This window comes from Mycobacterium sp. IDUB_9 (assembly GCF_055419505.1).
In genome coordinates this window covers 1,176,511-1,198,177 of sequence record NZ_JBVAXU010000002.1, presented here as the reverse complement: position 1 = coordinate 1,198,177, position 21,667 = coordinate 1,176,511, and the positions used below count along the sequence as shown (strand labels likewise).

General features: G+C 67.2%; 21 protein-coding genes and 1 pseudogene. 9 read left to right on the top strand and 13 right to left on the bottom strand.

Annotation, left to right across the window (positions count from 1 at the left end):
* From ACZY08_RS14460 to ACZY08_RS14445, 4 genes are all read right to left on the bottom strand, one after another.
* A partial coding sequence (locus tag ACZY08_RS14460; protein ID WP_463744206.1) for an ATP-binding protein occupies positions 1-1,664 on the bottom strand: 1,664 nt, incomplete at its 3' end.
* A 34-nt stretch (positions 1,665-1,698) separates the two neighbouring features.
* Complete coding sequence (locus tag ACZY08_RS14455; protein WP_463744207.1) at positions 1,699-2,334, bottom strand: vitamin K epoxide reductase family protein; 636 nt, start codon at positions 2,332-2,334, stop codon at positions 1,699-1,701.
* Positions 2,331-3,173: a DsbA family protein gene (locus ACZY08_RS14450; protein WP_463744208.1), complete on the bottom strand. Its 843-nt coding sequence runs from the start codon at positions 3,171-3,173 to the stop codon at positions 2,331-2,333. Before ACZY08_RS14450 ends, ACZY08_RS14455 begins: the two co-directional genes overlap by 4 nt.
* A 27-nt stretch (positions 3,174-3,200) precedes the next feature.
* Positions 3,201-4,337, bottom strand: a complete 1,137-nt coding sequence (locus ACZY08_RS14445; protein ID WP_463744209.1) for an alpha/beta hydrolase — start codon at positions 4,335-4,337, stop codon at positions 3,201-3,203.
* Between the two features lie 13 nt (positions 4,338-4,350).
* On the opposite strand from ACZY08_RS14445, the gene ACZY08_RS14440 reads away from it, so the two are divergent.
* Together ACZY08_RS14440 and ACZY08_RS14435 are read left to right on the top strand one after the other, a co-directional pair.
* On the top strand, positions 4,351-5,178 hold the full coding sequence (locus ACZY08_RS14440; protein WP_463745242.1) for an aldo/keto reductase: 828 nt from the start codon (positions 4,351-4,353) through the stop codon (positions 5,176-5,178).
* Positions 5,179-5,183: 5 nt separating this feature from the next.
* Entirely contained in the window at positions 5,184-6,026 is an 843-nt protein-coding gene (locus tag ACZY08_RS14435) for an aldo/keto reductase (protein ID WP_463744210.1), read from the top strand.
* Positions 6,027-6,104: 78 nt separating this feature from the next.
* On the opposite strand, the gene ACZY08_RS14430 is transcribed toward ACZY08_RS14435, so the two are convergent.
* The 3 genes from ACZY08_RS14430 to ACZY08_RS14420 are packed head-to-tail and all read right to left on the bottom strand — an operon-like array spanning position 6,105 to position 10,668.
* Positions 6,105-6,797 carry an HNH endonuclease family protein gene (locus ACZY08_RS14430; protein ID WP_463745243.1) on the bottom strand — a complete coding sequence of 231 codons (693 nt, stop codon included), beginning with the start codon at positions 6,795-6,797 and terminating at the stop codon, positions 6,105-6,107.
* Positions 6,798-6,808: 11 nt separating this feature from the next.
* Positions 6,809-9,043, bottom strand: a complete 2,235-nt coding sequence (recG, locus tag ACZY08_RS14425; RefSeq protein ID WP_463744211.1) for an ATP-dependent DNA helicase RecG — start codon at positions 9,041-9,043, stop codon at positions 6,809-6,811.
* On the bottom strand, positions 9,043-10,668 hold the full coding sequence (locus tag ACZY08_RS14420; protein WP_463744212.1) for a DAK2 domain-containing protein: 1,626 nt from the start codon (positions 10,666-10,668) through the stop codon (positions 9,043-9,045). Before ACZY08_RS14420 ends, recG begins: the two co-directional genes overlap by 1 nt.
* Positions 10,669-10,939: 271 nt before the next feature.
* Between ACZY08_RS14420 and rpmB the strand changes: the two genes are divergently transcribed.
* Both rpmB and ACZY08_RS14410 read left to right on the top strand, forming a co-directional pair.
* Positions 10,940-11,134 (top strand): 50S ribosomal protein L28, encoded by a 195-nt coding sequence (gene rpmB / locus ACZY08_RS14415; RefSeq protein WP_003881125.1) that lies wholly within the window; start codon positions 10,940-10,942, stop codon positions 11,132-11,134.
* A 68-nt stretch (positions 11,135-11,202) separates the two neighbouring features.
* Positions 11,203-11,559, top strand: coding sequence for a hypothetical protein (locus tag ACZY08_RS14410; RefSeq protein ID WP_463744213.1), 357 nt, complete (start codon positions 11,203-11,205; stop codon positions 11,557-11,559).
* A gap of 5 nt (positions 11,560-11,564) precedes the next feature.
* Here the strand turns inward: ACZY08_RS14410 and ACZY08_RS14405 are convergent, their stop codons facing one another.
* Together ACZY08_RS14405 and ACZY08_RS14400 are read right to left on the bottom strand one after the other, a co-directional pair.
* Positions 11,565-12,275 carry a uracil-DNA glycosylase gene (locus tag ACZY08_RS14405; RefSeq protein WP_463744214.1) on the bottom strand — a complete coding sequence of 237 codons (711 nt, stop codon included), beginning with the start codon at positions 12,273-12,275 and terminating at the stop codon, positions 11,565-11,567.
* Positions 12,276-12,299: 24 nt separating this feature from the next.
* On the bottom strand, positions 12,300-13,292 hold the full coding sequence (locus ACZY08_RS14400; RefSeq protein WP_463744215.1) for a thiamine-phosphate kinase: 993 nt from the start codon (positions 13,290-13,292) through the stop codon (positions 12,300-12,302).
* Between the two features lie 108 nt (positions 13,293-13,400).
* Between ACZY08_RS14400 and ACZY08_RS14395 the strand changes: the two genes are divergently transcribed.
* The gene (locus tag ACZY08_RS14395; RefSeq protein WP_463744216.1) at positions 13,401-13,643 is read left to right on the top strand and encodes an Lrp/AsnC ligand binding domain-containing protein; all 243 of its coding nucleotides are present in this window, start codon (positions 13,401-13,403) and stop codon (positions 13,641-13,643) included.
* Between the two features lie 10 nt (positions 13,644-13,653).
* Entirely contained in the window at positions 13,654-14,232 is a 579-nt protein-coding gene (locus ACZY08_RS14390; RefSeq protein ID WP_463744217.1) for a DUF3515 domain-containing protein, read from the top strand.
* 2 nt (positions 14,233-14,234) lie between these two features.
* Here ACZY08_RS14390 and ACZY08_RS14385 read toward each other — a convergent pair whose 3' ends face one another.
* From ACZY08_RS14385 to ACZY08_RS14375, 3 genes are all read right to left on the bottom strand, one after another.
* Positions 14,235-15,356 (bottom strand): D-alanine--D-alanine ligase family protein, encoded by a 1,122-nt coding sequence (locus tag ACZY08_RS14385; protein ID WP_463744218.1) that lies wholly within the window; start codon positions 15,354-15,356, stop codon positions 14,235-14,237.
* Between the two features lie 61 nt (positions 15,357-15,417).
* On the bottom strand, positions 15,418-16,524 hold the full coding sequence (locus ACZY08_RS14380) for a cystathionine gamma-lyase (protein ID WP_463744219.1): 1,107 nt from the start codon (positions 16,522-16,524) through the stop codon (positions 15,418-15,420).
* A gap of 31 nt (positions 16,525-16,555) precedes the next feature.
* Positions 16,556-17,536, bottom strand: coding sequence for an NAD(P)H-dependent glycerol-3-phosphate dehydrogenase (locus tag ACZY08_RS14375; protein ID WP_463745244.1), 981 nt, complete (start codon positions 17,534-17,536; stop codon positions 16,556-16,558).
* 82 nt (positions 17,537-17,618) lie between these two features.
* On the opposite strand from ACZY08_RS14375, the gene cofC reads away from it, so the two are divergent.
* The 3 genes from cofC to mutT1 are packed head-to-tail and all read left to right on the top strand — an operon-like array spanning position 17,619 to position 21,512.
* Complete coding sequence (gene cofC, locus ACZY08_RS14370; RefSeq protein WP_463744220.1) at positions 17,619-18,284, top strand: 2-phospho-L-lactate guanylyltransferase; 666 nt, start codon at positions 17,619-17,621, stop codon at positions 18,282-18,284.
* Positions 18,285-18,318: 34 nt separating this feature from the next.
* A complete protein-coding gene (locus ACZY08_RS14365) occupies positions 18,319-20,514 on the top strand; it encodes an RNA degradosome polyphosphate kinase (RefSeq protein WP_463744221.1) in 2,196 nt (731 codons plus the stop codon).
* Positions 20,515-20,573: 59 nt separating this feature from the next.
* Entirely contained in the window at positions 20,574-21,512 is a 939-nt protein-coding gene (gene mutT1, locus ACZY08_RS14360) for an 8-oxo-(d)GTP phosphatase MutT1 (protein ID WP_463744222.1), read from the top strand.
* A gap of 74 nt (positions 21,513-21,586) precedes the next feature.
* On the opposite strand, the pseudogene ACZY08_RS14355 reads toward mutT1, so the two are convergent.
* Positions 21,587-21,667 (bottom strand): annotated as a pseudogene (locus ACZY08_RS14355) (DNA-binding protein); the annotation flags it as partial.

Genomic DNA, 21,667 nt, shown 5'->3' with positions numbered 1-21,667 from the left:
ACATACGGCGCCACCTTGAGCAACCCAGTGGACCGCAACCGGGTGGCCAACAACGACTGATGGGCATCGCGGAACGTGGTGTCGGTGACCCCGAGGGCCTTGCTGTCGCGCATCCAGGCCGCGAACCCCTCGGGCCCCAACTCGACCAGACGCTGCTTGGAGCCGGCCGGCGGCACCGTCGACAGATCCAACGACGGCAGCTTGTCCTGTGGGTACACCGTCGACGGCCGCTCGCCATTGGGCTTGTTCACCGTGACATCGGCCAGATAATTCAAGATCTTGGTACCGCGATCGGCCGGCGTGTGCGCGGTCAGAAGCTGCGGACGGTCGTCGATGAACGAGGTGGTGACCCGTCCGGCCCGGAAATCGGGATCCTCGATGACTGCCTGCAGGAACGGAATGTTCGTCGACACCCCACGGATGCGGAACTCCGCCAGCGCTCGGCGGGCCCGCGAGACCGCCGTGGAAAAGTCGCGCCCGCGACAGGTCAGCTTTACCAGCATCGAGTCGAAGTGCGCCAGCACTTCGGCCCCGACGTTGGTGCCGCCATCCAGGCGCACCCCCGCACCCCCGGGTGACCGGTAGGCGGTGATCCGGCCGGTGTCCGGACGGAAGCCATTAGCCGGATCCTCGGTCGTGATCCGGCACTGCATCGCCGCTCCGCGAATGACCAGCGAGTCCTGGCTCAACCCCAGATCGGCCAGCGTCTCCCCGGCCGCGATCCGCAGCTGCGAACCGACCAGGTCCACATCGGTGATCTCCTCGGTCACCGTGTGCTCCACCTGAATGCGTGGATTGCACTCGATGAACACGTGATGCCCACGCTCATCGAGCAGGAACTCGATGGTGCCCGCACAGCTGTAACCGATCTGGCGGGCCAGAGCCACCGCATCCGCGCAAATCCGCTCGCGCAACCCAGGATCCAGGTTCGGCGCCGGCGCCAGCTCGATCACCTTCTGATGCCGCCGCTGCACACTGCAATCCCGCTCGAACAGGTGCATCACATTGCCCTGCGTATCGGCCAGGATCTGTACCTCGATGTGGCGCGGGTTGATGACGGCCTGCTCCAAGTACACCTCGGGGTCACCGAACGCCGACTCGGCCTCGCGCGACGCCGCCTCCACCGCCTCGGGCAGCGCATCGGGACCGGTCACCCGGCGCATACCGCGCCCACCGCCACCAGACACCGCCTTGACGAACAGCGGGAACGTCATATCCCGTGCGGCAGTGACCAATTCGTCGACCGACGACGACGGTGCCGACGATGCCAGGACCGGCAGGCCCGCTGCCCGCGCAGCGTCGATCGCCCGCGCCTTGTTACCGGTCAATTCCAGAACCTGCGCCGAGGGGCCTACAAACGTGATGCCCGCCTCCGCACACGCCGAAGCCAATTCCGGATTCTCCGACAAGAACCCGTAACCCGGGTACACCGCGTCCGCACCGGAATGCTGGGCGACCCTGATGATCTCGTCCACCGACAGGTACGCCCGTACCGGATGGCCGATCTCGCCGATCTGATACGACTCGTCGGCCTTCAGCCGATGCAGCGAATTGCGATCCTCATACGGATACACCGCCACCGTCGCGATGCCCATCTCGTAGGCAGCGCGAAACGCACGGATCGCGATCTCGCCACGGTTGGCGACTAACAGTTTGGAAATCACGGGTAGACCTAACCGACAAGTTATTGCGGAAGTGTTACAGGAGCGTTGACCAGTATTCCCAGAAACGCACCAAGATCAACAGCAAAAGTGAGGTGAACCAGAGCGCCACGAGCGACCACCGCCACTGGTGGACAATTCTGGCGACCGCGTTGGTGTGCAGCGGCCGAAGCGCGATGGAGCTCGTCACCACCAGCAGCGGGATGGTCACCGACCACACCACCATGCAGTACGGGCACAGGGCACCGATGCGGTAGAGGCTCTCGAAGATCAGCCAGTGCACCATGACCGCACCGAGCAGGCTTCCCACCGCCAGTCCGGCCCAGTACCAGCGGGGCAACCGGACGCCCGCGACGGCCAGAACACCCGTGACCAGGGTGACCGTGAACGCGACCACCCCGATCAGCGAGTTGGGGAACCCGAAGACCGATGCCTGCCACGTGGACATCACCGAGCCACAGGAGATCACCGGGTTGATGCTGCAAGAAGGCACGTAGCTCGGATCGATCAGCAGCTCGATCTTCTCGACCGTCAGTGCCAGCGCCGCCGCCAGACCGAGGACGCCGGCGATCAGTATCCAGACCGCACCGGCCTTGCCGACGGCGACTCCCGGGACCTTTCCGGTCCCGGCATCGCCGGGTTCGTCGAGCTCGGACGCTGCGGCGTCAGTCATGGGTGGGCCGGCGCGGGGGCGGGCGGTGCGGGCGCGGCCGGCGCCGGCGGGGCGGGGGCTGCAGGGGCGCCGGGAGCGGGAGCGGGAGCGGCCGGAGCGGGAGCGGGACCGTTCAGGGCCGGCAGGTCGCCCACAATCTCCTTGACCTTCGCGATCAGCGCGTCCGGCGTGGTCGGGCTGTAGTCCTCACCGTTGAACTTGACGGTCGGCGTCGAGTGGATCTCGGTGGCTGCGGCCATACCCTGCACCATCTCCACGTAGCGAGCCTTGGTGATGCAATTGGGCACCTCACCGGCGGCTCCGGCCTGGCGGGCCAACTCGATGATCCGGGCATTGTCCGGGTAGACGCCGCCACCCTCCTCCGGCTGGATTCCAGGGGTGTACAGCGCGGAGTGGAAGCGGCGGAACGCGTCGACGGACTCGTCGGCGACGCAGTAGGCAGCACCACCGGCCCGTGACGAGTAGCCGTTGCCGGCCTTGTCCAGGATTGCGACCATGTGGTAGTCAGCGGCCACAGCGCCCGCGTCGATCAGCTTGTTGATGGTCGGGCCGAACTGTCGCTCGAGCATGCCGCACGCCGGGCACAGGAAATCCTCGTAGAGGCTCAGTGTCACCTTGGGCTCAGTTGTGCCCTCTTTGGTGACCACGTTGGGCGCCGCCACGTGGATGGCCCTGGCTTCCCCGGTGGCAGGCCGCTTGTGGCCGGTCGTCACGATGTAGAGCACCAGCCCGACGGCGAACACCACCACCACGGCTGTGAGCCCGATCTGAACGAACAGATTGCGCTTGCGGTCCGCCGCCTTGAGGTCGTACTTCGCGGTCTTCTTCGGTTTGGCCACGTCGACAAGCGTACCGGCGCCGACAGGTCAACTTTCGGCGTGGCTGAGATGTGCGCGCAGGGCCGAGATCATTGCGTTCGTCGCGGTGGCGCTGCCGCCTCCCAGCGGGAAGAAGTTGGCGAACGCGTGGATCATCGACCGCTCTTCGCGGAGGTCCACCACCACCCCGGCGTCCTGTAGGGCTCTCGCGTAGCGGTTCCCCTCGTCACGCAGCGGATCGAACCCGGCGGTGACCACCAGCGCAGGTGGCAAGCCGGACAGATCCTCGCTCAGCAGCGGTGAGATCACCGGGTCCTCGGCGGTCACCTCGGCACCGTCGAGGTAGTGCGCGCCGCACCAATCCATGTCGTGTTTGCTCAGGAAGTAGCCGTCGGAGAACAGGGTCTTGGATCGCGTGTCGCTCGACATGTCTGCAACCGGATAGAGCAACAGCTGCAGCGCCGGCAGCGGCAGCTCGGAGTCGCGGGCCTGCTGCGCCACGACGGCCGCCAGATTGCCGCCCGCGCTGTCTCCCCCGACCACGATGCGCGTGGCGCCCAGGCCGGCAGCATGGTCGAGCGCCCAGCGATATGCGGCATACGCATCGTCGACGGCGGCCGGCGCCTTGTGTTCCGGCGCGAGCCGGTAGTCGACGGAGATCACCTGGATTCCACCGTCCCGGCAGATCAACCGGCACAGGCTGTCATGGGTGTCGAGGTCACCGAGCACGAAGCCGCCGCCGTGGAAATACAGCAACATCGCCGACGTCGCCGGGGAGCCCGTGCCGTCGGGGACGTAACGTCGCGCCGTCAGAGGGCCGGCCGGTCCGGGAATCGAAATCTCGGTCACGTCCGCGCGGATGTGAACCTTCATCATCGCCGCGGTGGCCCGCAACGCGGCCCGCGAAACAGCAACGCCAGACTCCGGGCTGTAATCGGCGACGAGGCCCCCGACTCCGGCTGCCCGCTGAGCGGCCAGGGTGAATTGCAGCGTGGTGTCCAGGGTGTTGCCGTCGACGACCACCGAACGCCCGCCCAGCAGCAGGCGTTTGGTCCGGTCGGAAATCCGCGGAATCGCGGACAGGGTGAACTTGGTTGCCCGCTCGAGCACCGCCTGTTTGACCGTGTCCCGGCCGTGGCCACCAGGTCCGCCCTGGATCTGCCCGCCTGGCAGACTTTCAGTCATGGCTGCTCCCTCTATGAGTCCTCGTGTCACGCTGAACGACGGTAATTCGATACCGCAAGTCGGGTTGGGGGTTTGGCAGACCCCCGCCGAGGAGACCGAACGCGCGGTGTCCACGGCCCTGCGGGCAGGCTATCGGCACATCGACACCGCCGCCGCGTACCGCAACGAGGCCGAAACCGGCCGCGGCCTGACCGACTCCGGGGTCCCGCGCGAAGACGTGTTCCTGGTGACCAAGCTGTGGAACAGCGATCAGGGATACGACTCGACACTGGCCGCGTTCGACGCCAGCCTGGACCGGCTCGGCGTCGACTACCTCGACCTGTATCTCATCCATTGGCCGGTGCCGGCCAACAACGCCTACGTCGACACCTTCAAGGCTTTCGCGCATCTGCGCGATCAGGGCCGGATCCGGTCCATCGGCGTGAGCAACTTCGCACCCGAACACCTGACGGTCCTGATCGACGCCACCGGCATCGTTCCCGCGGTCAATCAGATCGAATTGCACCCGCTGCTACCGCAACACGAGCTTCGCGAGGTACACGCCAAATTGGGCATCGCCACCGAGGCGTGGAGCCCGCTGGGCCAGGGCTCGCTGCTCGGCGATCCGGTGATCACCGGCATCGCCGAACGGCACGGCAAAACCCCCGCACAGGTACTGATTAGGTGGCATATACATCTGGGTAATATCGTCATCCCCAAGTCAGTGAACCCGGAGCGGATTGTGAGTAATTTCGACGTGTTCGATTTCGATCTGGACCAGTCGGACATGTCGGCCATCGCCTCGTTGGAGACGGACACCCGCCTGGGACCCGACCCCCAAACCTTCAACTTCACAGGATAGGTGCCATGACCTCCTCTGACGGGGCTGCGATTCCCACCGTCACACTCAACGACGACCGTACGATCCCGGTCGTCGGTTTCGGTGTCGGCGGACTCTCGGATTCCGAGGCGGAGCGCGTGGTGTCGGCGGCCCTTGAGTCCGGTCACCGCTTGATCGACACCGCCGCCGCCTACGGCAATGAGGCCGGCGTCGGCCGTGCCATCGCAGCATCGGGAATTCCGCGTGAGGAGATTTCGGTCACCACGAAACTGGACATCGCCGATCAGGGTTTCCAGTCATCGCAGAATGCCGGCCGCGCCAGCCTGGAGCGGCTCGGGCTCGACTATGTGGACCTCTACCTGATTCATTGGCCCGGCAACGACATCGGCAAGTACGTCGACAGCTGGGGTGGGCTGATGGCCCTCAAGCAGGAGGGCGTGGCCCGCTCCACCGGCGTATCCAACTTCAGCCCCGAGAACCTGTCGACGATCGTCGACCTGACGTTCGTCGCTCCTGCGGTCAACCAGATCGAGCTGCACCCCTTGCTCAATCAGAGCGCCTGGCGCGCCGCCAACACCCAGTACAACGTCGTCACGCAGGCCTACAGCCCGCTCGGTGTCGGCAATCTGCTCGACAACCCGGCCGTCACGGCCATTGCCGAGGCGCACGGGAAGACCCCCGCGCAGGTCCTGATCCGCTGGAGCATCCAGCTGGGCAACAGCGTGATCTCCCGCTCGACCAAGCCGGAGCGCATCGCCTCCAATCTCGACGTGTTCGGCTTCGAGCTGACCACCGATGAGATCGCGGCTCTCGACAGTCTCGATAATGGCACCCGGTTCCGGCCCGACCCGGCGACGTTCACGGGCTAGCTTCTCTTCCGCCAGCAGACGCAAAACTGCCCTTTTTCACGTGAAAATGGGCAGTTTTGCGTCTGCTCGCGAAGGAATTCAGCCCGTGGGGCACGTGCCGGCGGCGTCGCGCAAAACCCCGGCCGACGCGGTGTCGACCGGAAGCGCATAACCCCGCAGCACCTCGACGAACTGGACCGCGTACTGGCACCAGAACGCGCGGTTCGGCGGCATCCAGTGGGCAGGCTCCTGATCGCCCTTGTCCTGGTTGGGCTTGCCGGCGACCGCCAGCAGATTGGCGGGGTCGTTGGCGAACCGCAGCCGCAGCTCATCGGGCCAGTTCCGCGCGCCGAGATCCCAAGCCAGCGCCAGCGGCACGATGTGGTCGATCTGCACCGAGGCACCGGTCTGGTTGCCGCGCACGAACGACACCACCGCATTCGTATACGGGTCGTGCAAGGTGCCGGTCGCCACGGCGGTCGGACACCGTTTGATCGCGACGAACGTCTTGTCGACGAGGTCACGGTTGAGGATGTCGTTGCGGGTGTCACAGCCGTTGTGTCCACCGGGCGCGCCGTTGTCGTCGTCCCAGGACTCCCCGAACGCCGCGCGGCGATAGTCGTTTCCGCGCATCCGCAGCGGCACCTCGGGCACTCCGGCCAGCAGATCAACCCCGGGCGCGACGCTGGGTGGTTGAGCCTGCGCGGCGAACCGGTCAGGACGTTGCGTCGACCACGCCACCTGGATGGCGACGACCACTGCGAGTGCCACGGCTGCGGCCAGCCACCACATCCGTCGGCGGGTCACGCCTTGTCCAGGTATTCGACGCGGTCGGTGTCGACGAATTGGGCTGCCAGAAGTGCCATCCCGGGATCGTCGGGCCTCTTCTCATACACCGATTCGCAGAGCTCCCTGGCATCGGTGATCACGCCCAGGTGATCGGCGAGCGACAGGAAGCGCAGATTGATCGTGCGCCCGGACTGGTTGAGCCCCAGCACATCCCCCTCACGACGCTCCTGCAGATCGAGATCGGCCAGGGCGAACCCGTCGAGCGTGGCGGCGACGGCTTTGATCCGTTCGCCGGCCTTCGAGGTCTCCGGCAGCCGGGTGGCGAGCAGACACAGACTGGGATGCCGGCCACGACCGATCCGGCCGCGCAGCTGATGAAGCTGGCTGATTCCGAAGCGGTCGGAATCCATCACCACCATGACGGTGGCATTGGGGACGTCGACACCGACCTCAATCACCGTGGTGCACACCAGAACGTCGATCTCTCCCGCGCGGAACGCGCCCATGACCAGGTCCTTGTCCTCCCCGGACAGCCGGCCGTGCATGAGGCCGAGCCGCAACCCTGCCAATGGTCCTGCGCCCAGTCGGTCGAACAGTTCCAGGACCGTGACCGGTGGGGGGCCGCCCTCGCCATCGTTGTTGACCTTGGACTTATCCGACTCGTCGATGCGCGAGGCCACCACGTAGGCCTGGCGTCCGGCGCCGACTTCCTCCCTGATCCGGGCCCACGCCCGGTCCAGCCATGTCGGCTTCTGCGAGACGAAGATGGTGTTGGTGGTAATGGGCTGACGACCGCGGGGAAGCTCACGCAACGTCGAGGTTTCCAGGTCGCCGTAGACGGTCAGTGCCACCGTGCGCGGAATCGGCGTCGCGGTCATCACCAGCAGATGGGGTGTGACTCCGTCACGCGCCTTGGCGCGCAAGGTATCCCGCTGCTCGACTCCGAATCGGTGTTGCTCGTCGACCACAACCATCCCGAGGTTGTGGAACTCGACCGCCTCCTGCAGCAGTGCGTGGGTGCCGATGACGATGCCCGCCGCGCCAGAGGCCACTTCGCCGCGAGCCTCCCGCTTCTGCTGCGGCGTCATCGAACCCGTCAGCAACGCGACCCGGGTCCCGTGCTCGGCCCCACCGAGTTGGCCTGCCATGGCCAGCGGCCCGAGCACGTCGCGGACCGACCGGGCATGTTGGGCGGCAAGCACTTCCGTCGGTGCCAACAGGGCACACTGGTAGCCGGCATCGACCATCTGCAGCATGGCCAAGACCGAGACGATCGTCTTGCCCGACCCGACCTCGCCCTGCAACATCCGGTTCATCGGACGCGTCGCGGCCAGTTCCTCCGAGATCACGTCGAGCACCTCGGTCTGGCCCTGCGTGAGCGCAAACGGCAGCCGGGTCGCCATCTCGGCGGCAAGCCCGTCGGTCCTGCGCAACGCGACGGGCCCGGATTCGCTGAGCTCCCCGTAGCGCCGTGCCACCAGACCCCACTGCAGGCCGATCGCCTCGTCGTAGGTCAACCGTTCCATTGCCCGATCCCGGTCGACCGAGTTCTCGGCCAGATGGATGGCCCGGAGCGCCTCGTCCTCACTCATCAGATCCCGCTCGCGCACAAAGGATTCCGGGAGCGGTTCCGGGACGGGGTCGAGCACGTCCAACACCTGACGCACGCAGGCATAGATGTCCCAGCTCTGCAACTTGGCGCTGGCCGGATAGATCGGGAAGAAGTCCCGCTCGAACGCCGACAGCAACTCGTCACCCGTCGCACCCGAGCTGGTGGCGATCGCCTTCATCGCCTTGCTGCCGTGGGTCTTGCCCGTCGGGGAATCCAGCACCAGATAGGCCGGGTGCGTCAATTGCATTGCGCCCTTGAAGAATCCGACCTCGCCCGACAACATGATCCGGGTTCCGGTGGGCAGTTGGTCGATCATCCAGCCGGCGTTGAAGAACGTGGCGGTCACCTTGGGCCGGTGTTCCCCCAGCGTGACGCGCAGCCATTTGCGGGCACGCTTGCCGGGTTGGCTGCGCATCAACCCGTCTTTGGTGTCGGTCACCACGTCGACGAACGTGACGTGCTCCCCTTCCTCGAGGTCCAGGGCGTCGTCCTCACCACGTACCGACATGCCCTCGCTGTATTTGCGCGGATAGTGGCGCAGCAGGTCGTTGACGGTGCGCAAGCCGAAATGGTCGAAGAGCTTGTCGGCGCCCTTCTTGCCGAGGATGAAGTCGAGCCGATCGCCGAGGGCGGCCACTACTCCACCCCGATCAGCAGGGCGTCGCCGCGGTGGCCCGTGTGATACGTCACCAACTCGGCGCCGAGGTGCGCCCGGTGGACGTGGGCCTGCAGCGCCTCCCCCACGGTGTCATCGACACCGTCGCCGGTCAGCACCGTGATCAGCTCTCCACCGGCCACCATCAGCAGATCGATCAACCCGGCGGCGGCCGCGGTGAGATCGGGCCCGACGATCAGCACCTCGTCGCCGGCGATGCCCAGCCCGTCACCCGGCTTGCAGGTGCCCGCCCAGGTCAACGCTTCGTCGGTGGCGATCCGCACCGCACCGTGCCGTGCTCCCGCGGCGGCGCGCGCCATGGTGTAGCCGTCGTCGACGGCTTGCCGACCCTCGTCGTGGACGGCCAGCGCCGCCAACCCCTGCACCATCGAACCGGCCGGCACCGGCACCACGTCGATCCCCCAACCGATCGCGGCAGTGCAGCCCGCCACGAGTTCCTCGGCGGCGACATACCCGTTGGGCAACACCATCACCTGAGCCGCACCCACATCGATCAGCGCACGCAACAACTGCTGCGCATTGATCGGCTCGCCCCCTTCGGGCCGCAACACGTGCGCGCCCTCACCAGCGAACAGCTCGACGCCGCCGTCCCCGTCGACCACCGCGAGCACGGCCCGCTCGCGAGCCCATCCACCGACTGTCCTGACACCCGCGGCGACGGTCAGCGCGGTGATCTGAATGCGGTTCAGTGTCCCGACTGCCAGCCCGGCCTCGACTGCGGCGCCGGCATCGTCGAGATGGACGTGCACCGAGTACTGATCGCTACCTGAGGCGGCGATCGCCACCGACTCACCCGTCTGCTCGAGCACTGCCCGCAGCCCCTCGACGGCAGCCGCACCGCACCCGCTCAGCAGGTACATGACCTCGAACTGCGGCGGTGCCGCCGCGGCCGCCACTGCGGCCTGCGGCGGGGCCGGGGTGTAGATCGGACGTCGGGGCGCGTGGCCGGCCAGCGTGACCGTCATGGCGTCGAGCAGGACGAGCAGGCCACGGCCGCCGGAATCGACCACCCCGGCCTTGGCCAGTACGTCGAGCTGTTCCGGCGTGCGGTCCAGGGCGGCCGATGCGGCCTCGCCGGCAGCGGCCGCCACATCGGCGACGTCGCCCCCGGCAGCCGCGCACCGTTCGCCGGCCTCGGCGGCCGCCTGCAGCACGGACACGATCGTCCCCGGCACGGGCTCACCCATCGAGGTCACGGCCAGGGCGGCGGCATGGCCCAGCGCCGTGCCGAACAGCGCTCCGTCGACCGCATCGAGATCGCCGTCACGCTTGGCCGCTGCGGTGGTGATGGCCTCGGCCAGGCCCAGCAGAATCTGGGACAGGATCACCCCGGAGTTGCCCCGGGCGCCCTGCAATGCTCCGGCCGCCAATGCACTCGCCACCGCCGTGATGTCGGCGCCAGCCGGCTCGGCGTCGACGTGCGCCCACGCCGAACGCATGGTGAACAGCATGTTTGTCCCGGTATCGGCGTCAGCCACCGGAAACACGTTGAGTCGGTTGATCTCGTCGGTGTGGACTATCAGCTCATCGACAGCGGTATGGGCCCAGGCCCGCAGAGCGGGGGCATCCAGCCGCCGAGCCGACATCGGACCTCCCAATCCCCGAATCAGATCCCCACCGAAAACCCGGTGCGTTCCCCCGTGCGGCGCGGTCATCGCCGTGGCCGCCAGCCTATCCAGTGACAGCGACAAACCCGATCAGAGCACCACTGGCTGTGGACAACCTGGGTCATGCTCACGACCCGTTTTGGCGATCCTCTGGCCTCCCGGTATTCTGATCAGGTTGTCGGGTCGAGCCCCGCCGTTTGCGGCGAGTGGGCCCAGGCCCCCCAAGTACTGATTTCGAGGAGTTGTTGATATGGCTGCCGTGTGCGATATCTGCGGAAAGGCGCCCGGCTTCGGCAAGTCGGTGTCGCACTCGCATCGGCGGACCAGCCGGCGCTGGGATCCGAACATCCAGTCGGTGCGTGCCGTGGCGCGTCCGGGTGGCAACAAGCAGCGCGTGAACGCCTGCACCTCCTGCATCAAGGCCGGCAAGGTCTCGCGCGGCTAGCTCGCGCGCCTGGTCGGTGCGCGACGTTTGTGTTTATCTGAGGACACGGCAGGGTATCTCCTGTCGTCATGACCTCATGTCGTGCATCACAGACACCGATCTATGCATTTGCGGCCGCAGTCGCGGTCGGTTTCGTGCTGTCCGCATGCGGCGGCACCAGTTCCGATGGCAACACCACCACCTCGGAGACTCCCTCGACAACGGACGCCCCGGTGACCTCGGAAGGTCCGGCGACCCACACCGAGACCACGGTCATCGAAACCCCGGTGTCGCCCGGACCCGCGTCGCCGCCGGCTGAGATGCCGGGTCCGACCGACGGCGGCGGGGACATGACTGTTCAGATTCCCTCGCCGGGTATCCCGTCACCTCCGCCGATTCCGGCGCCGCCCGCGATCCCCGCCCCGCCGGCGATTCCCATGCCCTGATCGCCTCAGGGCAGCCGCCATTCGATCGGGTCGGCGCCTTTCTGCTGCAGCAGCTCGTTGGCTCGGCTGAACGGGCGCGATCCGAAGAAACCCCGCGACGCCGACAACGGCGACGGGTGCGGTGATTCGATCGTCGCGCAGTCACCTTCGGCCAGCAGCGGTTTGAGCGTGGACGCGTCGCGGCCCCACAGGACTGCCACCATCGGCTGCTCGCGGCCGACGAGCGCCCGGATCGCGCACTCCGTCACCGCCTCCCAACCCTTACCGCGGTGCGAGGCAGGCGTTCCCGGCGACACCGTGAGCACCCTGTTGAGCAGCATCACGCCCTGTTGTGCCCACGGGGTGAGGTCACCGTTGGCCGGCTGCGGGTAGCCCAGATCCTGGGTGTACTCGCTGAAGATGTTCGACAGGCTGCGTGGCAGCGGACGGACGTCGGCGCCCACCGAGAAGCTGAGGCCGACCGCATGTCCCGGGGTCGGGTAGGGATCCTGACCCACGATCAGCACGCGCACCCGGTCGAAGGGGAAAGTGAAGGCGCGCAGCACATTCTGCCCCGAAGGCAGATAGCGTCGGCCGGCCGCGAGTTCCTCGCGGAGGAAGCCACCCATCTGCGCGACCTGCGTTTCCACGGGCTTGAGCGCGCGCGCCCAGCCGTCCTCGACCAGATCAGTCAGGGGGCGCGCCCCTGTTGAATCGCTCCTCGCTTCCGCAGTCACGGAAAACAAACCTAGCGTGCTCCCTCAGTCAAACGACTGCCATCCCGCATTTCCCGTCCACGTGGCGCCGTCGACGAGCACCGTTGCCGGGCTTTCGATCACCCGTCCGATGCTCCGCCAGCCGGGAGGTGGCGCGCCGGGGAATGTCGCGGCCAGCGCATGGTCCTCACCACCGCCCAAAACCCATGCCAGTGGGTCGGCGCCCACTGCCCTGGCAGCCTCGGCGACGGCCAGGCGATCGGCGTCCAATCGGCTGCTGTCGAGGTCGATACCAACTCCGGAGGCCGTCGCGATGTGGCCCAGGTCGGCGAGCAGGCCGTCGGAGACATCGGTCATGGCGGTGGCCCCGGCATCGGCTGCCCGGGCACCCTGACCGTATGGCGGCTGTGGGGTCAGGTGCCGCTGCCGCAGGTCCTGGAACCCGACGGGCCCTTCGACTCCGTGCTCCCACAAGGCATATCCGGCTGCCGATCGTCCCAACTCGCCTGCCACGGCGACGGTGTCGCCGGCGCGGGCACCGCTGCGGCGCACCGGTTCCCGTCCGTCGAGGTTACCGAGAACCGTGACCGATATCACCCACAGCGGGGCGCTGACCAGATCTCCACCGGCGATGCTGGCGCCCAACCGACGCGCCTCGTCCCACAACCCGTCGGACACCTCGGTGGCGGCCGCGACGGAGGTGTCGGGCGGTGCACCGAACGCCACCACGAATGCGGTGGCCCGCCCGCCCATCGCCTCGATATCGGCGGCGTTCTGGGCGATGGCCTTGCGTCCGATGTCGTGCGGTGTCGACCAGTCCAGCCGAAAATGCCGGTCCTGCACCAGCATGTCGGTGGAGACCACGGTGCGCCCGTCGGAAGCCGTCACCACAGCCGCGTCGTCGCCCGGACCCAGCGTCACGGCCTCGGCTTGCGCGCGTCCGGACACCAGCCGGTCGATGACGACGAATTCCCCGGCGGCCGCCAGAGTGTCGCCCTCGTCGTCACCGGGATCGTCGCCGATCGTCTCGCCGGTCATGTCGCCTCCTACCGGTCGGCTGTCGCGTCGGGAGAACCCGGACCCGACCTGCGGTACGTTTGGTGCCTGCGGCCAGCAGTTTATGCAGCGAGACGGAGGAGACAGCCGGTGGTGGACGCTTACGTGCTGATCCAGACCGAGGTGGGCCGCGCCGAGGTCGTCGCCAAACAGCTCGCCGGACTGCCTGGGGTGGTCTCCGCCGAATACGTGACCGGGCCCTATGACGTGGTCTTGCGTCTCAGCGCCGACACGTTGGCCGCGCTGCAGTCCGATGTCGTGCCCGCGGTGCAGCAGGTACCCGGAATCACCCGGACGCTGACCTGCCCGATCGCCAACGCCGGCCGGCCATAGAGTTGGTGGTGTGACCGACTCGCACGCCTCCGACGGACCGCCCCGCACCCTGCTGATCGCGGCGCTCGTCGTTGCGGTCTCGGTGCTGATCACGGTCCTCGGTATCGCGGCGTCCCGGCAGCGCTCACCCGAGCAGCAACCCGTCGCCATTCCGTCGATACCTGCACCGCAGGCCGACAGCCAGCAGTGCCAGGACCTCCTGAACGCGCTGCCACAGCAGCTCGGCGATTTTCGGCGTGCCCCGACGGTGGATCCGACCCCGCCGGGCACCGCGGCCTGGCGTGCCGAGCCCGACACCGAGCCGGTGGTTCTGCGCTGCGGACTGGAGCGCCCCACTGATTTCGTCGTCGGCACCCCGCTACAGGTGGTCGACGAGATCCAGTGGTTCCGGGTGGGTGACCCAGGCGCGCCGGGCCCGGGCAGCGAGGCCGATGATCAGGGCCGCAGCACCTGGTACGCGGTCGACCGCCCGGTATACATCGCCCTGACACTTCCCGCCGGGTCCGGGCCGACACCCATTCAACAGATCTCGGGTCAGATCGCCCGCACCATGCCCGCCCAGGAGCCCGCGCCGGCTCCGGCGCGCTGAGGTCAGCGGAGACCGGTACCGCGCGCCAGCGCCGTCTCGACCATCGCGGTCAGCAATGTCGGGTAGTCGACGCCGCTGGCCGCCCACATCCGCGGGTACATCGAGATGGTGGTGAACCCCGGCATCGTGTTGATCTCGTTGATCACCGGGCCGTCGTCGGTCAGGAAGAAGTCGACGCGGGCCAACCCCTGGCAGTCGATCGCGGTGAAGGCCCGCACGGCCAACCGCCGGACCTCCTCGGAGACGTCGTCGTCGACCTTGGCAGGTACATCCAATTCGGCTGCGTCGACAAGGTATTTGGTGGCGAAGTCGTAGAAGCCGTCCTCGCGCCCGCGCACGCCGGCCACCCGGATCTCGCCCACGGTGCTGGCTTCGATCTTGCCGTCGGGGAATTCGAGTACTCCGCATTCCAGTTCGCGCCCCGGGATCGCAGCCTCGACGATGACCTTCGGATCGTGACGGCGCGCGAGTTCGATCGCCGCGGGCAGCTCATCCCACGCCGCGACCCGGCTGACGCCGATCGACGAGCCACCCCGGGCCGGTTTGACGAACACCGGCAGGCCGAGCCGTTCGCGGTCCTCGAGATCCAGAGTGGGCTGGTTGGGACGCAGCACCACGAAGTCGCCGATCGGCAGGCACTCGGCGACGAGCAGCTTCTTGGTGAACTCCTTGTCCATGCCCGCAGCGCTCGACAGCACACCGGAGCCCACGTACGGGATCCCGGCCAACTCGAGGAGGCCCTGGATGGTGCCGTCCTCGCCGTAGGGGCCGTGCAGTACCGGGAAGACCACGTCGACGGCGGCCAAAAGCTCACCGGGACCGTTGCTCAGCGCCAACAGCTGGCCGCTGCGGTTCGGGGCGGCAGGCAGCGCGAGCTCGGTCCCCGACGTCTCGGTCACCTCGGGCAACCGGCCGTCGGTGATCGCGAGCGTCTCCGGACTTCCGTCGGTCAACATCCACGAACCGTCGGGGGTGATTCCGACGGCGACGACCTCGAATCGCTCCGGATCGAGGTTGCGCAGGATGCTGCCTGCCGATACGCAGGAAATTGCGTGCTCAGAGCTACGCCCGCCGTAGACGACGGCGACGCGGGTGCGGGATCCGGTCTGATTGCGGGCTGTCACAACCTAGAGAGGTTACCGTCCCGGTCCGTCCGCGCCTTCCGGCGCATCCCGACCTGGGCTTTCACCGCTGCAGTGCCTGCTCCACGTCGGCGAGCAGGTCCTCGGTGTCTTCGATCCCGGCCGAGATGCGGGCGAAACCGGCCGGTACGGGGTCGCCCCAGCGGGCCCGGCGATCGACCGAGGTGTGGATCCCGCCGAAGCTGGTCGAGGCGATGAGCAGCGCGCTGCGCTCCACCAGGGCATGCACCGCGGCGGCATCGGCCAGCTCTATCGAAACCAGCCCGCCGAAACGCTTCATCTGGGTGGCCGCCAGCTCGTGTGCCGGATCTTCGGGCAGCCCGGGGTAGCGCACCGAGCGCACCGCCGGATGGCTGCGCAGCAGCATCGCCAGGGCTGCGGCGTTCTGGCACTGCCGTTCGAAGCGCAGTCCGGCACTGCCGAGACTGCGCAGCACCAGCCAGGCCTCGAACGCGCCCAGGATGGGTCCGGCCAGCAGCCGGTCTCGCTCCACCGCCGCCATCAGCTCGGGCTGGCTGCCGGCCACGTAGCCGGCCACCAGATCGCTGTGCCCCGACAGTGATTTCGTGGCACTGGCCACCACGAGGTCGGCGCCGAGCGACAGCGGTTGCTGGCCCAGCGGCGTGGCGGTGGTGTTATCGACGACGAGCGTGGCGCCGCGACCGCGGCAGGTCATCGCCAGCCGGTGCAGATCGACGACGTCGAGCCCCGGATTGGCCGGCGTCTCGGCGAGCACCGCGTCAGCTTCCGCGGAGGCCTCACAGATGTCGGCAACAGTCGCCTCGATCACCGTAATACCCTGCGGTGCAAGATATTCGACCGCGTATTGACGGACCTGATAGTAGCCGTCGGCGGGGACCACAAGTGTGGATCCCGGTTTGGCCAGCACCCGCAGAGCCGAGGTGATCGCGGCCATGCCCGATCCGAATGTGAGCGCGGCGGCCGCCCCTTCGAGTTCAGCGAGCGCCGATTCCAGTTGTCGCCATGACGGATTGGAGCTGCGCCCGTAGCTGTCCAGCGGCTCAGCTTCGTCTGGCGAGAGGTGGAATGTCGACGCCGGCACCGGCATCGGTGCCACCGGCTGTCCCGGAATCGATTCCAGACCAACAGCTTTGACGCTTCGAGTGGAATCCCCGTACAAACCGTCCATACCCGTTTTTCCTCCTCGCCCCGGAGGATCCCTACTCCGGTTTGGTGCTGCGACCCAAAAGCCCTGAGACTGCCTCGTGAACCGACAATCCCTTGTGACACACCCGATGAACGGCGTCGGTGAGCGGCATCTCGACACCGTAACTGGAGGCCAGCGCCAGCACTGATTCGCACGAGGCGACGCCCTCGGCCACATGTCCGCCCGCCGCGGTCAGCGCCGATTCCATGGTGCCTCCCTTGCCCAGCCGCACACCGAAGGTGCGGTTACGGGAGCGCTCCGAGGTACACGTGGCCACGAGATCTCCGACACCGGCCAGCCCGGCCAGCGTGGCGGGGGTGGCGCCCAGCGCAATACCGAGCCGCATGACCTCCGCCAGCCCGCGGGTGATGATGGCGGCCACGGTGTTCTCCCCCAGCCCGACTCCCACTGCCATGCCACAGGCCAGCGCGATGACGTTCTTGCACGCCCCGCCGACTTCGGCGCCCACCACGTCGGCGTTCGTATAAGGCCGGAAGTATCCGGTGGCCAAGGCCCGCTGCAGAGTGACCGCGCGTCCGGAGTCGCTGCAGGCGACGACAGTGGCCGCCGGCTGCTCGTCGGCGATCTCGCTGGCCAGGTTCGGTCCCGTCACCACCGCGACCCGGGACGGATCCACACCGGTCACCTGGACGATGACCTGGCTCATCCGCATGAGCGAGCCGAGTTCGATTCCCTTGGCCAGACTGACCAATGTCACGTCGTCACCGATCAGGTGCTTCCACCCGGCCAGGTTCGCCCGAAGCTGCTGAGCCGGAACACCGAGCAGCACCGTGCAGGCACCGGCCAGCGCCTCGCCCGGATCCGAGGTGGCCCGGATCGTCGACGGCAGGACGACGTCCCCGAGATAGCGGCTGTTGCGATGCTCGGTGTTGATCTCGTCGGCGACCTCTGGACGCCGGGCCCACATCGTCACCGGATTTCCCGCGTCCGCCAGCACCTTGGCCAGCGCCGTCCCCCACGCACCGGCACCCATCACCGCAGCCTCTACCACCCGTTCACCCTATCCCGGCGGCTGTGTCACGCGCCGACGCCGGCCGGGCTGGCAGGATGAACCCATGAGCGGCTCCCGAAGCGGCAACGCCGCAGCCACGCCGGCTGCTGACGTCACCCTCGTGATCGCGGTGAAACGGCTGTCAGCCGCCAAAACCCGGCTGGCGCCCATCTTCTCCGCGGCCACCCGCGAGGCTGTGGTGCTGGCCATGCTGGTCGATACCGTCACCGCCGCGTCGTCCATCGCCCCCGTCACCGTCGTCACTCCCGACGAGACCGCGGCGGAGGCCGCCCGGCAACTCGGCGCCAGGGTGTTGATGGACCCGACACCACCCGGTCATCGTGACCCACTCAACAACGCCATCACCGCGGCCGAGGCCGAGCTTCGCTCCGCTGCGCCGAATATCGTTGTACTCCAAGGAGATCTACCTGCCCTGCAGCCCCAGGAGCTGGCCGAGGCCCTGGCCCTGGCCCGCGGTTACCAACGCAGTTTCGTCGGCGACCGGCACGGCACCGGAACCGCGGCGCTCTTCGCGTTCGGCACTGCCCTGGCTCCGCACTTCGGATCCGATTCGGCTGCGCGCCATCGCCACTCCGGCGCGATCGAACTCACCGGGGCCTGGCCCGGCCTGCGCTGCGATATCGACACCCCCGACGATTTGCAGGCGGCCCGGCGTCTCGGCGTCGGCACCGCAACTGCACGCACCCTCGGCAGGCACGCCACCAGGTAGCCGAGGACCCGCGGGATAGGGAATGATCGGACGGATGAGCGAAGCCACCGAAGCCGAGCCAGGTACCCGATCGGACCACTCCCGACGGGACGCCGCGGCAGCCGTATCGGGGCCGTCCGACGAGTCATCGGCACCTGAAGCGCCACCGGCTGCCACCTCACCCGCAGTGGACGACGCACTGCCCGAGGACCGATACCTCAACCGCGAGCTGAGCTGGCTGGATTTCAATTCGCGGGTCCTGGCTCTGGCGGCCGACACCTCGTTGCCATTACTCGAGCGGGCGAAGTTCCTGGCAATCTTCGCCTCGAACCTCGACGAGTTCTACATGGTCCGGGTGGCCGGCCTCAAACGCCGCGACGAGATGGGACTTTCGGTGCGCTCGGCCGACGGCCTGTCCCCACGCGAACAGTTGCGTCGCATCAACGAACGCACCCAGCAGATCGCGAGCCGTCACGCCAGCGTGTTCTTCAGCTCCGTCCGCCCGGCCCTGGCCGAAGAGGGCATCGTCATCGTCAACTGGGCCCAGCTCGACGAGTCCGAACGCGCGAAGCTCTCCACCTACTTCCACGAACAGGTATTCCCCGTCCTCACGCCGCTGGCGGTGGATCCGGCGCACCCGTTCCCGTTCGTCAGCGGGCTGAGCCTGAACCTGGCCGTCACCGTCAAGCACCCCGAGGACGGCGGTCAGCACTTCGCCAGGATCAAGGTGCCCGACAACGTCGGCCGCTTCGTCGAACTCAGCGCGCCCGCCGACGGCTCGACGGTGGTGCGGTTCCTGCCGATGGAGGAACTGATCGCGGCGTTCTTACCGGTGTTGTTCCCCGGTCTGGAGATCGTCGAGCACCACGCATTCCGGATCACCCGCAACGCCGACTTCGAGGTCGAAGAGGATCGCGACGAGGACCTGCTGCAGGCACTGGAACGCGAACTGGCCCGCAGGCGGTTCGGCTCGCCGGTCCGGCTGGAAGTGTCCGACGACATGACCGAGAGCATGCTCGAACTGCTGCTCCGGGAACTGGATGTGTACCCCGGTGACGTCATCGAGGTACCGGGGCTGCTGGATCTCTCCGCGCTGTGGCAGATCTATGGCGTGGATCGTCCCGCCCTCAAGGACCGGCCGTTCGTGCCCGCCACCCCACCGGCTTTCGGTGAACGGGAGACGCCGAAGAGCATTTTCTCCACACTGCGCGACGGGGATGTGCTGGTGCACCATCCCTATGACTCGTTCTCCACCACCGTTCAGCGCTTCATCGAGCAGGCCGCCGCCGATCCGAACGTGCTGGCGATCAAGCAGACGCTGTACCGCACCTCCGGTGACTCCCCCATCATCAACGCCCTGATCGACGCCGCCGAGGCAGGCAAGCAGGTGGTCGCGCTCGTCGAGATCAAGGCTCGCTTCGACGAGCAGGCCAACATCAAGTGGGCCAGAGCACTCGAACAGGCCGGGGTGCATGTGGTCTACGGGTTGATCGGACTCAAGACGCACTGCAAAACCTGCCTCGTGGTGCGACGCGAAGGATCGACGATCCGGCGCTACTGCCACATCGGTACCGGCAACTACAACCCGAAAACCGCACGCCTGTATGAAGACGTGGGGTTGCTCACGGCCGATCCCGACATCGGCGCCGACCTCACCGACTTGTTCAATTCCCTGACCGGGTATTCCCGTAAGGACTCCTACCGCAATCTGCTGGTGGCGCCGCGCGGGGTGCGCAAGGGCATCATCGAGCGCATCGACCGGGAGATCGCCGCCCATCATGAGGGAGCCAAGACCGGTATCCGGGTGAAGGCCAACGCACTGGTCGACGAGCAGGTGATCGATGCGCTCTACCGGGCCTCACAAGCTGGAGTTCCGGTCGAGATCGTGGTGCGGGGTATCTGCGCCCTACGTCCCGGTGTCCCCGGATACTCCGACAACGTCACGGTGCGCTCGATCCTCGGACGCTTCCTCGAGCACTCGCGCATTATTCACTTCCGCGCCATCAACGAGTTCTGGATCGGCAGTGCCGACATGATGCATCGTAATCTCGACCGCCGTGTCGAAGTGATGGCTCAGGTCAAGGATCCGAGGCTGACCGCCCAACTCAACGATGTGTTCGAGTCCGCGATGGATCCGGCCACCCGGTGCTGGGAGTTACGACACGATGGTCACTGGACGGCCCTGCCCCAGGCGGGACAGACAGTCCGCGACCACCAGGTGTCGCTGATGGAACGCCACCGGCACCCCTGACCCCCGCCCGGACCCGGGGCCGCTCGGACCGGGCCGGTGAATGACCTGCAGGAGTTTAGGTGTCCAACGACAGCACGAAAGCAGCGCAGCCGGGTAGCAGGCTCGTGCCCGCGGCGGGCGCCGTGTTGTGGCGCGGCGGCGAGGACGCCGCAGGTGGAGCGGTGACCGAGGTGGCTGTGATCCACCGTCCGCGATACGACGATTGGTCCCTGCCCAAGGGCAAGGTCGAGTTGAACGAAACCGATCCGGTGGCCGCGGTACGCGAAGTTCACGAAGAGACCGGTTACACCGCACAACTCGGCCGCCGGCTCGGTTCGATCTCGTATGACATTCCGCAGGGCACCAAACGGGTCTGGTATTGGGCAGCCCGCGCCACTGGAGGAGACTTCACCCCCAATGACGAGGTGGACAAGCTCATCTGGCTGCCGGTGGACGCGGCAATGAACCAGCTGGACTACCCGCAAGATCGAAAAGTGTTGCGCCGCTTCGGGAAACACGCGCCCGACACCGACACGCTGCTGATCGTGCGACACGGTACGGCCGGACGGCGGTCCCGTTTCAAGGGCGACGACCGCAAACGTCCGTTGGACAAGAAGGGCCGGGCACAGGCCGAAGCTCTGGTCGGCCAACTACTGGCATTCGGTGCCACAACGCTTTACGCGGCCGATCGGTTGCGCTGCCATCAGACCCTCGAGCCCCTCGCACAGGAACTCGGGGTGGACATTCACAACGAGCCGGAGTTGACCGAGGAGGCATACCGCTCCGACCACAAGGCCGGTCGCAGCCGTGTCCTGGAACTCGCCGCCCGGGCGGGGACCCCGGTGATCTGCACCCAGGGCAAGGTGATTCCCGATCTCATCTCGTGGTGGTGCTCGCGGTCACAGGTGCGCCCGCAGACCACCGGAAATCGCAAGGGCAGCACCTGGGTGCTGTCGATGACCGACGGCCGACTGATCGCCGCTGACCATCTCGGCAGTCCCCTGCCCACCGGCGGCTGAACACACACGAGAAAAGGCACGTCGTGAGCTGACCTACCGCCCACGACGTGCCTTTACCGTAATTACTTGCGGCCCTTCTTGGCCGGCGCCTTCTTGGCAGCCACCTTCTTGGCGGGCGCCTTGGTCGCGGCCTTCTTGGCCGGAGCCTTGGTCGC

Coding starts and splice junctions, on each gene's coding strand:
- ACZY08_RS14365 (WP_463744221.1), top strand. CDS start 18,319: ATGAGCGAAGCCACCGAAGCCGAGCCAGGTACCCGATCGGACCACTCC.
- rpmB (WP_003881125.1), top strand. CDS start 10,940: ATGGCTGCCGTGTGCGATATCTGCGGAAAGGCGCCCGGCTTCGGCAAG.
- ACZY08_RS14445 (WP_463744209.1), bottom strand. CDS start 4,337: ATGACTGAAAGTCTGCCAGGCGGGCAGATCCAGGGCGGACCTGGTGGC.
- ACZY08_RS14410 (WP_463744213.1), top strand. CDS start 11,203: ATGACCTCATGTCGTGCATCACAGACACCGATCTATGCATTTGCGGCC.
- ACZY08_RS14430 (WP_463745243.1), bottom strand. CDS start 6,797: ATGTGGTGGCTGGCCGCAGCCGTGGCACTCGCAGTGGTCGTCGCCATC.
- cofC (WP_463744220.1), top strand. CDS start 17,619: ATGAGCGGCTCCCGAAGCGGCAACGCCGCAGCCACGCCGGCTGCTGAC.
- ACZY08_RS14435 (WP_463744210.1), top strand. CDS start 5,184: ATGACCTCCTCTGACGGGGCTGCGATTCCCACCGTCACACTCAACGAC.
- ACZY08_RS14380 (WP_463744219.1), bottom strand. CDS start 16,524: ATGGACGGTTTGTACGGGGATTCCACTCGAAGCGTCAAAGCTGTTGGT.
- ACZY08_RS14400 (WP_463744215.1), bottom strand. CDS start 13,292: ATGACCGGCGAGACGATCGGCGACGATCCCGGTGACGACGAGGGCGAC.
- ACZY08_RS14455 (WP_463744207.1), bottom strand. CDS start 2,334: ATGACTGACGCCGCAGCGTCCGAGCTCGACGAACCCGGCGATGCCGGG.
- ACZY08_RS14440 (WP_463745242.1), top strand. CDS start 4,351: ATGAGTCCTCGTGTCACGCTGAACGACGGTAATTCGATACCGCAAGTC.
- ACZY08_RS14420 (WP_463744212.1), bottom strand. CDS start 10,668: ATGTCGGCTCGGCGGCTGGATGCCCCCGCTCTGCGGGCCTGGGCCCAT.
- ACZY08_RS14375 (WP_463745244.1), bottom strand. CDS start 17,536: ATGGGTGCCGGTGCGTGGGGGACGGCGCTGGCCAAGGTGCTGGCGGAC.